Origin of the sequence: Fibrella forsythiae (assembly GCF_017353175.1) — a bacterium.
In the GTDB taxonomy this organism is placed as follows: domain Bacteria; phylum Bacteroidota; class Bacteroidia; order Cytophagales; family Spirosomataceae; genus Fibrella; species Fibrella forsythiae.
On sequence record NZ_JAFMYW010000002.1, the window covers coordinates 591,844 to 606,065 of the forward strand.

Genomic DNA, 14,222 nt, shown 5'->3' on the forward strand with positions numbered 1-14,222 from the left:
ATCATTGGCCTTGCCTTGTTTGGTTCTGCCTTCTGCGAACGGAGCAACAGGCTGGTTATCGGTTGGTTAGCGGAACGGTGCCTAAGGTATAGGGAGCCAGTTCGTGCCCTTTTTCCGTTGGCATCACATTCCCCACAATCTTTATTTCGGCCAGTAGAATCCGATTTCTGAGATACATGTCCGGTAAGGTATTGGATGGGCTCGTTACCTTGGCGCCATTGCCATAGTCGGGTAAGGCAAAGGCTACCGGAAGGGCGTAACTGCCTTCATATTTCGAATCTAATGGCGGAAGCTTCTTTACCTTCTTGATGACCTCATGCTCAAAACCATACCCTATTTTAGTAGGGTTCAGAATACTGACATCCTGAACGTGCCCTCTCTGGTCGATACGAAAACCAGCATACACTTTGGCATAAACCCCGGCGTGTTCTGCTACGGCCGGATACACGATCCGGCGGGGAAGCATGATACGAAAAACAGGATCATCACTTAGTGCGGGTATGGCTGTCTGGGCATTGGCTACTGTGCCGGCGATGATCAGGCTGAAAAGAACCACTAGCTTCATAATTGGTCTATCTTGATTCAAGTCAAAAAAAGGAACCCTGTGGTGTACCTTACCCTACCTCTTTTGTATAAGTTGCTACATATACGATGAAACGTCAAAAAAAAGGGACGTACCTGCGCAGGTACGTCCCTTTTTTAGTAAGAAGACCGGCAGACGATCAAATGTTTTTCTTCTTCATTTCCTTCACGGCGAAATCGGCGGCGCGGGCGGTTAGGGCCATGTAGGTCAGTGATGGGTTCACGCACGACGCCGAGGTCATACAGGCCCCGTCTGTCACGAACACGTTTTTCACCGCATGAAGCTGGTTGTTTCCGTTAACGACCGATGTTTTTGGGTCGCGACCCATACGGGCGGTGCCCATTTCGTGAATCGCCATGCCGAGGTACGAGCCCCTATCGTATGATTTCACGTTCTTCACGCCCGACTTCTCCAGCATTTCCTGAGCGTCGTTCATCATGTCGATCCGCATTTTGCGCTCGTTTTCTTTCAGCTCGGCGTTGAATACCACAAGCGGCATACCCCACTTGTCTTTCTCGGTCTTGTCGAGGTACATGTGGTTTTCATGATACGGCAACGTTTCGCCAAAACCACCCAGTCCCATTGTCCACGGACCGGGTTTGGTCAGTTCTTCTTTGTAATCGGCGCCAAAGCTCATCTCGGCCACGTTACGCTGCCATCCCTGCCGACTGCCGCCGCCCTGGTAGCCGAATCCGCGCAGGTAATCGCGTTTGTCGGAGCCGATGTTCCGGTAACGGGGCACGTAAATGCCGTTCGCCCGCCGGCCGATGTAGTATTTGTCGAGATCACCGTCCCAGTCGCCCGAGGCACCAATGCGGAAATGATGATCCATCAGGTTATGGCCCAGTTCGCCCGAGTCGTTGCCCATACCGGTTGGAAAACGGTTCGACCTGGAGTTCAGCAACACAGCCGTTGACCCCAGCGTACTGCCACACACAAACACGATGCCGGCATAATACTCTTTGCTCTGAAGTGTAACGGCATCGGTGACCCGCACACCCGTTGCTTTTTTCTTGTTCTCGTCGTACATGATCTCGGTCACCACCGAATCGGGACGAAGCGTGAGCAGACCCGTTTTGGCTGCTGGCGGGAGTGTGCAGGACTGGGTGCTGAAATACGCCCCGAACGGACAGCCCAGCGAACATTTGTTTCGGTACTGGCACTGCGCCCGGCCAACGCCCGTCTGCGCCTGACCCGCCTTCGAGAGGTTGGCCACCCGGCCGATGGTCATGGTACGGCCGGGGAAGTTTTTCTCGATCCGTTTCCGCACCTCTTTTTCCACGCAGTACATCTCCATTGGCGGCAAAAACTCACTGTCGGGCAACTGTGGCAGGTTTAGCTTTTCACCCGAAATGCCCACGAATTTCTCGACGTACGAATACCAGGGAGCCACATCTTTATACCGGATAGGCCAGTCAACGGCAATGCCGTCTTTGAGGTTGGCTTCGAAGTCGATGTCGCTCAGCCGGTAACTTTGCCGCCCCCACATAATAGATTTACCGCCCACGATGTTTGGCCGATACCAATCGAATCGCTTTTCTTCTTTGTAGAGCGAGTCGGTATCTTTCATCCAGTAGTTCTGGGTCATCTCGTTATACGGGTAATCGCGCGCCAGTTTTGGGTGCGACTCTTTCTGATCCATCGTCAGGCGACCGTTATACTTTGTCTGCCACGGGTCTTTCATGGCGTATTCGTAGTCGGTGACGTGTTCGAGCTGGTGCCCTTTTTCGAGCATCAATACCCGTAACCCTTTTTCGGTCAGTTCTTTAGAGGCCCAACCGCCGGAAATGCCCGACCCTATGACAATGGCATCGTAGGTCTGGTCTTTTATAGAATCAATGTTTAAGTACATGTCTGAAGTGAGTTGTCTGTTTACTGTTTACGGTTTGCTGTTGCGCTGCTAATTCAACAACACGTGCCTAAGCAGCGCAACAGCAAACCGTGAACAGTAAACGGTTTTTTTAGATCGCCCAGGTCTTCTGGCCGGGTTTCATGGGCATACAGCCGTTGAACTGGCCGGGAATGGGCAGGTATTCGAGGGCTTTGGTTGCACCAATTTCAGACGTGAAGTAGCCGGTGGTGGTCAGCTCTTTCATGCGCAGGAAAAATGGTTTGTCGGTAGTCATTGTCTGCCTGACCATGTCAATTTTTTGAGCCGGGTCGAGCGCGGCAAAACCTTTACCAAACTTGGTTTTGCTATCACCATCCAGCTTGGCCAGCCCGGTATAGAATTGTTCCTGATCTGCCTGAGGGTAACAGTCGCGCATGACGCGAACGATGAATTTTTCGGCACCGGCCGCCTTGGCTCCCGGCGTGGTAGTGGTGGGTATAATCACATCGGCAACCTCGGCCAGCAAAGCTTCCTGCTCGGGCGAGACAGCTACACCCGGACCTGTGTTAATTACCCGCCCCATGGCCCCGGCCAGGGTAGGAGCCGACAGCACGCCCCCCATCATCAGGGCCGCTCGTTGAATGGCTTCTCTACGTTTCATAAATAGAAAGATACTGTTTGCCGTTAAAAGGCCTGAATGGGAGATTTACTCGTCATATCGACGAAATATTTCTACGGTGAGCGAAACGAGGGTATTGATTTTCAGCTGAAAGGGCGTCAAAATGCCTTTCAATGGCTGATGATGCCCAGAAGATACGCGACGGATAAAGAGAGGCCAGTCAAGGTGTAGCGCCGGGACGGTGATAGACATACTGCGCACTATATTTATTATTTATTTCTATTATTTTCATTTGCTTTCATTTATTGAAGAAAACTTTACATTTGCAATGAATTAACTGTACTTATAGCATTTATCTGGCCACGACAACAGGTAATCGTCAGCCTGGATAGGTCTGAAGTCGGTTTTTGAAAAACAAACGAAACTGTCGGGGCTTGCCCGGGCGTACCGCCGCCACGTACTGAAGCCCTAATCAATAGCCAATTGAGCGCATATGAATGTGAGAACAACGGGCCCTATCTCGATGGGGGTCATTATTGGGAATCGCGATTTCTTCCCCGATAAGTTGGTAGGCGAATGCCGGTCCGATTTGCTTGACGCCTTCGGGAAAGTGGGCATCAAACCCATAATGCTCGATGAGGCTGCTACCAAACTCGGTGGTGTTGAAACGTTTCAGGAAGCACAGAAATGCGCTGAGCTATTTCGCCGGCATGCCGATGAGATCATGGGTATACTCGTGGTACTGCCCAACTTCGGCGACGAAAAAGGCGTGGCCGAAACGCTGAAACTAGCCCACTTAGACGTACCCGTACTCATTCAGGCCTATCCCGACGACCTGAACCGCATGGATGTGGCCCGGCGGCGCGATGCGTGGTGTGGCAAAATATCAGTCTGTAACAACCTTTACCAGTTCGGCATCAAGTATTCACTGACGACCAAACACGTTGTTCATCCGTCGGACCCCAGCTTTGCAGCGGACCTCAAAAACTTCATGGGCATTTGCCGGGTCGTGAAAGGCCTGCGCAATGTGCGGATCGGAGCCATTGGAGCACGTCCGGGCGCGTTTAATACGGTTCGCTACAGCGAGAAAATCCTGCAACGCAATGGTATTTCGGTCGTTACCGTCGACCTCTCGCATATTCTGGGCGTTGCCAACAAACTAACCGCCGCTGATCAGCCGGTAAAAGACCGGCTCGACGCCATTCGGGCTTATACGCCCACCGGACGCACACCCGATGATAAACTGGTACAGATTGCCAAGCTCGACGTGGTACTCAATGACTTCATGCTTGAACACGCCCTTGATGCTACGGCTATTCAGTGCTGGACCTCACTGCAACAGAATTACGGCTGCAACGTCTGCACGAGCATGAGTATCATGAGCGAGAATATGCTGCCCAGCGCCTGCGAGGTAGATGTGACCGGTACGCTGAGCATGTACGCCATGCAACTGGCTTCGGGTTCGCCAAGCGCACTGGTCGATTGGAACAACAATTACGCCGCCGACGACGACAAATGTGTGCTGTTCCACTGCGGCAACTGGGCCAAGTCGTTCCTGCCCGATATTGAAATCAGCACCGCCCCGATTCTGGGAACAACAGTTGGCGAAGAAAACACCTACGGTGCCCTGGCGGGACGTACCCCGGCCAGTGCCCTCACCTACGGGCGTATCAGCACCGACGATTCAAAGGGCATTATGAAAGCCTACATTGGTGAAGGCCGCCTGACCGATGACGCCCTTAACACCTTCGGCAACCGGGCGGTAGCGCAGATCGATAACCTGCAGGGCCTGATGCAGTACGTTTGCCGCAACGGGTTTGAGCACCACGTGGTGATGAACGCATCGAAAACGGCTGATGTCCTGAAAGAAGCGATGGAGAACTACATGGGCTGGGAGGTACATCAGCATTGATCGGACAGGAAACGGAGATGAAACAGCTAATAGGTATACTGCTGCTGCTGGCGGGGATGGCGCAGGCGCAACAGAAAGAAATCCGGCTCTACAATGGGCCTGCCCCCGGTTCAGAATCCTGGAAATGGGAGGAAAAACGGAATAATAAAAACGCCATCAACCTGATGACGGTCTTCAACGTGGTTAATCCGACGCTGACCGTTTTTCCGGCTGACCCGGCCCTTGCTACGGGGGCATCGGTTATTATTTGTCCGGGAGGCGGCTTTCATTTTCTATCGATCAACAGCGAAGGTAATGATGCCGCTACCTGGTTGGCAAAACGCGGCATCACGGCTTTTGTATTGAAATACAGGACCGCACATATCAATACCGACGACCCGTTTGCCGACATGATGGCAGGCATCAACGGCCCGCGTAAAGCCGAATGGGACGCCGAAAATAAAGCCACTATCCCCCTGTCGGTGGCTGATGGAAAGGCCGCCATTGCCTACGTTCGCCAGCACGCCGCCGAATTGGGCGTTGCTCCTGACAAAATCGGGATTATGGGGTTTTCGGCGGGCGGCACCGTTACGGCTTCAGCCGCTTTTGGCTATACGCCCGAAAACCGCCCGGCTTTTGTGGCACCCGTTTACGCGTATATGCCGGCCAGTCTGCGCGGTACGGTAGCCGCCGATGCGCCGCCCCTGTTTGTGGCCTGTGCTTCAGATGACCAACTGAGTTTGGCGCCACACAGCGTGGAACTGTATAGCCAGTGGCTAGCTGCCAAACGCCCCGCCGAACTGCATTTGTATGAAAAAGGCGGTCATGGGTTTGGTATGGACAAACACAACCTGCCCACCGACACCTGGATTGACCGGTTTGCCGATTGGCTGCAGCTTCAGGGATTCATAAAGGCCAAACAATAACCCTGTCAATAGGTAAGGCCAGCCAGACAGGCACGATACACACAGCCACATACGGGTAAGCAGATAGTAGTGACGGGACAGGCTCCTTACTGTTATCGGATATGTGCCATTTCACTACCTGTATCCGGACGCAAATTGTCTGGTTCTGGTTTATTTTTCGGAACAGTACCTCATGAATACCAACGAGTTAGTTCGAAAGTCGGTGGAGTACCGACGGAAGATTCTGAAATACATTGTAGGGGCTAATGCCGGGCACACGGGCGGCAGTCTGTCATGTATTGATGTATTGAATGTGCTGTACAACAACGTGTTGAACGTCAGTCCCGAAACGGCAAAGTCGCCCACGCGTGATCGGTATATTCAGAGCAAAGGCCACACGGTCGAGGCACTCTATGTGGTGTTAGCCGATCAGGGGTTCTTCCCCGAATCGGATCTGGAAACGCTCTGCCAGTACAAGTCACACTACATCGGCCACCCAACGAAGAAAATCAATGGCGTAGAGCAAAATACCGGCTCGCTGGGGCACGGGCTATCGCTGAGCGTTGGCACGGCCATATCGGCCAAACTCGACGACCTCGATTTTCGGGTCTTTACGCTACTGGGCGATGGTGAATTGCCCGAAGGCTCAAACTGGGAGGCCGCCCTGCTGGCGTCGCACTACAAGCTGGACAACCTCTGCGCCATTGTCGATAAAAACACACTCCAAATATCCGGTCCTACGGCCGACGTCTGTAACACGGACCCGCTCGACGATAAGTTTGACGCCTTCGGCTGGGCGGTGCGCCACGTTGACGGTCACGATTTCGACGCCCTGCAAGCCGCGTTCGATGCGCTGCCTTTTCAAGCCGGTAAGCCGAGCCTGATCATTGCCCATACCGTAAAAGGGAAGGGCGTCAGCTTCATGGAAAACCAGCTGAAATGGCACCACGGCGTGCCAAACCCGGCACAGTACGAACAGGCGATGAGTGAATTAATCTAGTTGCTTTCGCTAGCATAACCCCCGCCCTAAAGGGAGCTATGCAAGCGAAAGCAATTACTCCAACTACTTAAAACAATGGGAGACGTTATAACGACAACATCAGCAACGTACCTGGCGAATCTGGATGTTTTTTCAGGTACGTTGCAGAAACTGGCCGCGACGAATCGAAACCTGCTCGTAGTGACCAGCGATTCGCGGGGCTCGGGAAAGCTCGTTCCGTTCGCGCAGAACTACCCGAAGCAGTTGATCGAGGTCGGCATTGCCGAGCAGAACCTGGTTGGTGTTGCGGCCGGGCTGGCCTCAACGGGTAAGAACGTATTCGCCGTTTCGCCAGCCTGCTTTCTGACGGCGCGCTCGTTCGAGCAGATTAAAACCGACGTGGCGTATTCCAATAACCCCGTTCGGCTGGTGGGCATCAGCGCGGGGGTTAGCTACGGCGCGCTGGGGTCAACGCATCACAGCCTGCACGATTTTGCGGCACTTCGGGCGGTAAACAACCTGACCATCGTAGCTCCCGCCGATAATTTTGAATCGGAGCAGGCCATTCGGCAGGCGGCTGAACTGGATACACCCATTTATATCCGCTTCGGCAAAAAGCCGATGCCACTGCTGACCGAAGCCAACTGCCCGTTTGAACTTGGAAAGGGCCGGTTGGTACGCCAGGGAGACGATCTCGTTCTCATCGCCACGGGCGAAACAGTATACCCGGCGTTGCAGGCAGCGCGGCACCTCGACAACGTGCACGGTATTCAGGCGTCGGTGGTCAGTATGCACACGATCAAGCCGCTCGATTATGAGTTGCTGGCAAGGGTTGCGGCCAAAGGCAGCCCGATTGTTACGGTTGAAGAACACAGCATTTTTGGTGGTTTGGGCGAAGCATGCGCGTCGTTCCTGATGAGCAACGGCTATCGAAATCCATTCCGGATCATGGGTATTCCTGATGAATACACCGTGACTGGTTCGCAGACAGAGATCATGGACCACTACGGCCTGTCTGAATCGGGTATTGCTGACAGGGCGCTGGCTTTACTAAATAACCAGTCATGAAATCAGCACGGTTTCGCTGCCTGCGTAGACTGGTGTGCCAAACCCCACCAGGATGCCAATGACCGGTCTGAAGCAGGCAGGGCGCAGTGCTGAGTGCCGAAGTCGCTACCGATCCCAACGCAAAAGACTTAACGCTTAACTGGACGTACTCCCGAACGTTCGGGAGTACGTCCAAATGCAGCCTGAATGCCTTAGCTAAAGCTTCCCAAGTTGATACGCCCGAAACCGTGCATGGTATTCTGGCCACCACCAACAAGGAAACGCCCGCCCTGACGCGCTACCAGCGAGTGATACTGACCGTGCATCCGTGATACGTCGGCGTAGCATCCTGTAGGGCGGGGGCGAAGCCAGAGCAACCGAAGAAGTGATCCATCTCCTATACTCATGAACTCTCTCTTACACCTCCTGCAACTGACGTTCCGAAAGGTAGTACCGCCCCCAGGGGCACTCGGGCTCTTCTGCTGTATCGTGTTGTTCAGCGCGTGCCACTCCGCCAGTGATTCTGTGAATACACCGAAGAAAATGGCGGTGATCGTTTCAACGCTGAATAATCCGTGGTTTGTGGTGCTGGCGGAGTCGGCAGCGGCAGAGGCGAAATTGCTGGGGTACGAAACAAAGATCTTCGATTCGCAGAATAATACGGCGCTGGAGGCCGATCATGTAGAGAACGCCATTGTGTCGGGATTCAACGCCATTCTGCTGAATCCAACTGATTCCGACGGGTCGATTGTGAACGTGATGAAAGCGAAAGAAGCCGGACTGCCCGTCTTCTGCATGGACCGGGAGGTGAACGCATCAGGCGCGGCAACTGCCCAGATTCTGTCCGATAATTATTCGGGTTGCGTGGCCATCGGTGAAGATTTTGTGAAAGGGCTGAATAAGAAAGGGACCTACGTTGAAATTCTGGGGCTGGTGGGCGACAACAACACCTGGAACCGCTCGAAAGGCTTTCATAGCGTGGTGGATCGTTATCCCGGCCTGAAAATGGTTGCCCAGCAAAGCGCCGATTTCGACCGCAACAAAGCAATGGACGTGCTCGAATCTATGTTACAGGCTCACCCCGATATCAACGCGGTTTTTTGCGGTAATGATGCCATGGCGATGGGCGCGTATCAGGCCCTGGTTGCCGCCGGAAAAGCCAGTGATGTGGGCGTGTATGGCTTTGATGGGGCCGACGATGTGATGAATTCGATTCGAGACCGGAAGATCAAAGCAACGGGCATGCAGTCGCCACAGGTAATGGCCCAAACTGCCGCCCGCTACGCCGACGCGTACATCAAAGGAAAACGCGATTTTGCCCAGCGCGTGCCGGTGGCTGTTGAATTAGTGACCCAGAAAAATATTGCCGATTACCTAACTCTCACCCGGCCATGAACCCAACCACTGACCGCCGGAAAATGGCCCGGAAACCGCTACTTCCCAGGCCGTTGCTTTATGCTATTGAACTGGCCCTGTTCGGGTTTATCGCCTATAATTCATTGTATATCAGAAAGCTAAGCGACATAAAAGCCGCAGGTACGGCGGCTGCAGGTGCGTTCCAGGCTCCGCAATACGCCCGCTCGTTCTGGACCAGCAAACTGCTGCCCGCCGCTCCCGGCATGGCCACAGATCTGGGTACGTTGCTGATCAGCTTGAAAACAGATAAAGACAAGGCATTTGCTGCGCATTCGCACGCGATGGGCATTGGCAACATCCGCTATTTTCTAATCAAAGGCGAGGGCACCGTTACAGCCACCAGCGACAATGACGTGACGGTGACATTACCAACCGGTGAGCCCATCCATCTGGCCACTGAGTTCGTCTTCGGCAACGCCGCGCGCGATGCATCGGGCTTGATCAATATCACCGAATTTGATAATACGACCGACCTGAACAACGTATCGGCTGAACTGAACGATATCATTCGTAAGCAGGTAATACCCGGCCTGAAAGCCAGCGCCAAACCCGGCACAAAACTGAGTTTCATTGGGGCCTTGGAGTTGAATCAGGCGCATCTGCACACGAATGACTTGACGGTGATACCGATTCGGACTGCGCTCTAGTTGATTAATGGATGACGATAGATCCTTTGAACAGGTGCCAGCCACCAATTAACCAATTAACCAATTAACCAATCTACCAATCCACCTCATGCTGGTTGCCGATCATGTTACCAAACGATTTGCTGGCGTTACGGCGCTCGATGCGGTTTGCCTGTCGTTCGAGGCGGGGCAGGTAACCGCCGTTATTGGGGAAAACGGCGCGGGCAAATCGACGCTGATGAAGATCCTCTCGGGCGTATATGCCGAGTATGAAGGGCAGATTCGCTACAAAGGACAGCCCGTGCGGTTTGCCTCTATTCGCGACGCGCAGGCCTGTGGCATCAGTATCATCCACCAGGAGTTGAACCTGATTCCGTACCTGACCATTACCGAAAATATTTTCCTGGGCCGCGAACTGACCACCCGCTGGGGCACGCTCGACCAGAAAGCCATGCGGCAACGTACCCGGCAACTGCTCGACGAACTGAAACTCCCGCTCGACCCCGACACGATCGTGGCCGATCTGAAAGTAGGGCAGCAGCAGGTGGTCGAAATCGCCAAAGCGTTGCTCGAAGAATCGGAGGTGATCATCATGGACGAACCAACGTCGGCCATTACGGAGAGTGAAGTAGCAGTGCTATTTCGAATCATCAACGAGTTACGGCAACAGGGAAAAGCGATCGTGTACATCTCGCATAAGCTGGATGAACTGTTTGTTATCGCCGATCGCTACGTGGTGCTGCGTGATGGTAGATCCATTGAATCGGGCGCGATGCAGGCCATCAACCACGATAGTCTGATCCATAAAATGGTGGGCCGTGAGGTACAGCTCATCCGCCGTTCGAGCAGTTTGTCGGCGGCTCCGAACGGTCGTCAACCTCTGTTTTCGGCTGATTCGATCTGCCTGACTCACCCGTTTCGTAGCGAAGAGCTACAGCTCAAAAGCCTGTCGTTTACGGTTAGGCATGGGGAAGTGGTTGGTATTTTTGGCCTAATGGGAGCTGGACGTACCGAACTGCTCGAGACGCTGTTTGGTCTGCATCCGCAACGTACCCAGGGCACGATCTGGCTAGGCGGCCAACAGGTGCCTATACGCAACCCGGCCACGGCCATTCAGGCAGGCATGGCGCTTGTGCCCGAAGATCGTAAGCGCGACGGCCTGGTGCTGGGCATGGATGTGCAGGAGAACATTAGCCTTACGGCGCTGGAACACATTGAACGCGGCGGCCTGCTCAACAACGCTAAAGAGACTACGCTGGCCCGGAAATACATGGCCGATCTGCGCATTAAAACGCCGTCGGAGAAGCAACTGACCCGGAACTTGAGTGGCGGTAATCAGCAGAAAGTGGTACTGTCGAAATGGCTGGCCACAAACCCCCGCCTGCTGATGCTCGACGAACCCACGCGCGGAATCGATATCAACGCCAAAAATGAAATCTATAAACTCATCGAGCTGCTGGCCGCCGACGGTGTGGGGGTCATCGTCGTCTCGTCGGAAATTCCCGAACTGCTAACCATCGCCGACCGCATTCTGGTCATGAGCGAAGGGCGCCTTACCGCCGAACTACCCATTGCCGATGCTACCGAAGACGCCATTTTAAAAGCTGCCCTCTCGACGTGAAAGGAGGAATGGAGAAAAAGAAGGAAAGGGCTTCACATAATCACCTGGTTGTATCAAGCACACATTTGCCCTTCGATCCCCCTTTCCTCCATTCCTCCTTTCTCTCGTTCCTCCCATAATCTTCTTTCTCATGCCTCTTACCCTGCAACCGTATCGGCCAGCTTTGGTCAAATTTCAATCGCTGATCGCCCTGTTCGTGCTGTGCCTGGGCATCAGTCTGCTATCCGATAAATTCCTGACCGGTGCTAATTTCTGGAACGTGATGCGCCAGATTTCGGTCAACGTCTGTATCTCTACCGGCATGACACTGGTAGTACTTACCGCCGGGATCGATTTGTCGGTTGGGTCGGTGCTGGCCTTGTCGGGTGCCATTACGGCTGGACTGCTGCGGAACGGAATTCAGCTTCCAGATGCCAACCTGTACATCGGTTTTACGGTGCTGGGGGCTATGCTGGCTGGTATAACCACGGGTTCGGCGTTGGGCTGGTTCAATGGCTGGGCCATCACCCGCTTCAGGCTGCCGCCCTTCGTGGCCACACTGGCCATGCTCACCATTGCGCGTGGCCTAACTATGCTCTGGACTGAAGGTTTCCCGATCACCGGTTTGGGCGAATCATTTACGTACCTGGGAACGGGCTGGTTTCTGGGTATTCCGGTGCCAGTCTGGCTGTCGGTCATCATTGTGGCAGTAGCTGTTCTGGTCACCAACAAAACCCGTTTGGGGCGCTACATCTACGCCATTGGCGGTAGCGAAAGCGCCGCCCGACTGTCGGGCGTTAACGTTGAGCGTATTAAAATAATCGTCTACACTATTGCCGGGGCCTTGGCTGCCGTGGGTGGGTTGCTGGTCACCTCGCGGCTCGATTCGGCGCAGCCCAACGCCGGTACCAGCTATGAACTGGATTCCATTGCGGCAGTGGTCATCGGCGGCACGTCGCTGTCGGGTGGGCGGGGCAGCATCCTGGGCACGGTGCAGGGCGCCGTTATTATCGGCGTACTGAACAACGGGTTGGTGCTGCTCAACGTATCGCCGTTCTGGCAGCAGGTGGTGAAAGGCTTCGTCATTCTGCTGGCCGTCATCATTGATAAATCGAATTCGAAGAGCGAGTAGGAGATGGGGAATGACAAAAAGGTATCGAATGGCCGACCAGTAACCTCTGTCTCCATAATCAAAAAATAGCTAAGTATGATTCTCGCCATCGATCAGGGAACGAGCAGTACCAAAACGCTGATTTTCAACGTCGACGGTCAGGTTGTTGCCCGCGCGTCGGAGCCGCTGAAAACGCAGTATTGGGGGGATGGGTACGTTGAGCAGGACCCCGAAGAAATTTACCGCAACGTGCTGACGTCTGTGGGCAAGTGTCTGGGTGACTTTGCGGCATCCGGCGGTAATCTGCGTAGTGTCGCTGTGAGCGGTATCTCGAACCAACGCGAAACGTTTGTGGTCTGGAACCGGGCCGGTAAACCGTTGCACAACGCCATTGTCTGGCAGTGCAAACGCTCCATCGCTATTTGCGAACGCCTGAAAGCCGATGGGCTGGAACCGATGGTCCGCCAGAAAACCGGCCTGTTTATCGATCCTTATTTTTCAGGCACCAAACTCATCTGGTTGAACGAAAACGTGCCATCCGTGCAGGCCGCCATTGAGGCCAACGACGCCTTTTTTGGAACTGTCGATACCTGGCTGTTGTACCGGCTGACAAACGGCGCGTGCTACCGGACCGACTACACCAATGCCTCGCGCACGCTATTCTTCAACCTGCAAACCCTCCGTTGGGATCAGGAGTTGCTGGCTCGTTTTGGCTTATCAAAACTAAACTTACCCGAGCCAACACCATCGGCTGCGCTCTTCGGCGAATCAACTTTCAACGGCCTGTTCGACCACGCCGTGCAACTGACAGCCATGATCGGCGATTCCCACGCGGCCGCCTTTGGTGAAGGGTGCTTCTCAACAGGAACGGCTAAAGCCACACTGGGAACAGGCTGCTCTATTATCATGAACATTGGCCCCGAGTTGAAAGAATCTGGTCATGGCATGGTTTCTACCATCTGCTGGAGCACCGAAGAACGGGTCGATTATGCGCTGGAGGGCGTTATTGTCACCTGCGGGGCTACCATCGAATGGCTCAAAAACAGCCTGGAACTGTTTGCCGAGAGTCGCGAAACGGAAGCGATGGCCCGCAACGTACCCGACAACGGCGGTGTATACCTCATTCCGGCGTTTAGTGGGCTGGGTGCGCCGCACTGGCAAATGGAACGGAAGGCGTCGATCGCCGGCATGACCTTTGGAACCACCAAAAGCCACCTCGTCAGGGCGGCGCTGGAATCGATTCCATACCAGATCAAAGACGTGGTGGTTGCGATGGAACAGGATACAGGCATTCCGCTGGCCGAACTAATGGTCAACGGTGGCCTGACCTCCAACGGATTCGTGCTCCAATTCCTGGCCGATCTGTTGGAAAAACCGGTCATCAATAGAGGCATGCCCGACGTTTCGGCACAGGGAGCCGCGTACCTGGCTGGCTTAAAAGCGGGCATTTTCCATGATTTAGCTCATTTAGAGCGTATTGCTACTGACAAATCGGCCATAGAGCCAACGACCAACAAGGCTGCTGCCAACGGGTATGAAGGTTGGCAGGTCGCTGTATCGAAAGCGTATTGAAACGTTTATGATTCATCGGCTTCGAGAGCCGGTTTGCTTACA

At 54.1% G+C, this 14,222-nt stretch carries 13 protein-coding genes; 10 read left to right on the top strand and 3 right to left on the bottom strand.

The window, feature by feature from the left end; translation table 11 throughout:
* Window positions 1-55: 55 nt before the first annotated feature.
* The 3 genes from J2I46_RS08445 to J2I46_RS08455 form a co-directional block, all read right to left on the bottom strand.
* Window positions 56-565, bottom strand: a complete 510-nt coding sequence (locus J2I46_RS08445) for an energy transducer TonB (protein ID WP_207328564.1) — start codon at window positions 563-565, stop codon at window positions 56-58.
* Between the two features lie 157 nt (window positions 566-722).
* Window positions 723-2,435 (bottom strand): GMC oxidoreductase, encoded by a 1,713-nt coding sequence (locus J2I46_RS08450; RefSeq protein ID WP_207328565.1) that lies wholly within the window; start codon window positions 2,433-2,435, stop codon window positions 723-725.
* Window positions 2,436-2,544: 109 nt separating this feature from the next.
* The gene (locus J2I46_RS08455; RefSeq protein ID WP_207328566.1) at window positions 2,545-3,075 is read right to left on the bottom strand and encodes a gluconate 2-dehydrogenase subunit 3 family protein; all 531 of its coding nucleotides are present in this window, start codon (window positions 3,073-3,075) and stop codon (window positions 2,545-2,547) included.
* 451 nt (window positions 3,076-3,526) lie between these two features.
* On the opposite strand from J2I46_RS08455, the gene J2I46_RS08460 reads away from it, so the two are divergent.
* From J2I46_RS08460 to J2I46_RS08505, 10 genes are all read left to right on the top strand, one after another.
* Complete coding sequence (locus J2I46_RS08460) at window positions 3,527-4,945, top strand: L-fucose/L-arabinose isomerase family protein (RefSeq protein ID WP_207328567.1); 1,419 nt, start codon at window positions 3,527-3,529, stop codon at window positions 4,943-4,945.
* Window positions 4,946-4,962: 17 nt separating this feature from the next.
* Window positions 4,963-5,850, top strand: coding sequence for an alpha/beta hydrolase (locus J2I46_RS08465; protein ID WP_207328568.1), 888 nt, complete (start codon window positions 4,963-4,965; stop codon window positions 5,848-5,850).
* Window positions 5,851-6,022: 172 nt separating this feature from the next.
* A complete protein-coding gene (locus tag J2I46_RS08470; protein WP_207328569.1) occupies window positions 6,023-6,829 on the top strand; it encodes a transketolase in 807 nt (268 codons plus the stop codon).
* 75 nt (window positions 6,830-6,904) lie between these two features.
* Window positions 6,905-7,876, top strand: a complete 972-nt coding sequence (locus J2I46_RS08475) for a transketolase family protein (protein ID WP_207328570.1) — start codon at window positions 6,905-6,907, stop codon at window positions 7,874-7,876.
* 86 nt (window positions 7,877-7,962) lie between these two features.
* Window positions 7,963-8,187: a hypothetical protein gene (locus J2I46_RS08480; protein ID WP_207328571.1), complete on the top strand. Its 225-nt coding sequence runs from the start codon at window positions 7,963-7,965 to the stop codon at window positions 8,185-8,187.
* Between the two features lie 73 nt (window positions 8,188-8,260).
* Window positions 8,261-9,250 carry a D-ribose ABC transporter substrate-binding protein gene (locus J2I46_RS08485; protein ID WP_207328572.1) on the top strand — a complete coding sequence of 330 codons (990 nt, stop codon included), beginning with the start codon at window positions 8,261-8,263 and terminating at the stop codon, window positions 9,248-9,250.
* On the top strand, window positions 9,247-9,918 hold the full coding sequence (locus tag J2I46_RS08490; protein WP_229379658.1) for a DUF2291 domain-containing protein: 672 nt from the start codon (window positions 9,247-9,249) through the stop codon (window positions 9,916-9,918). The genes J2I46_RS08485 and J2I46_RS08490 overlap by 4 nt, the downstream gene beginning before the upstream one ends.
* A gap of 88 nt (window positions 9,919-10,006) precedes the next feature.
* Complete coding sequence (locus J2I46_RS08495) at window positions 10,007-11,518, top strand: sugar ABC transporter ATP-binding protein (RefSeq protein WP_207328573.1); 1,512 nt, start codon at window positions 10,007-10,009, stop codon at window positions 11,516-11,518.
* Window positions 11,519-11,648: 130 nt separating this feature from the next.
* Window positions 11,649-12,629: an ABC transporter permease gene (locus J2I46_RS08500; protein ID WP_207328574.1), complete on the top strand. Its 981-nt coding sequence runs from the start codon at window positions 11,649-11,651 to the stop codon at window positions 12,627-12,629.
* A 75-nt stretch (window positions 12,630-12,704) separates the two neighbouring features.
* The gene (locus tag J2I46_RS08505) at window positions 12,705-14,180 is read left to right on the top strand and encodes an FGGY family carbohydrate kinase (protein ID WP_207328575.1); all 1,476 of its coding nucleotides are present in this window, start codon (window positions 12,705-12,707) and stop codon (window positions 14,178-14,180) included.
* Window positions 14,181-14,222 lie beyond the last annotated feature (42 nt).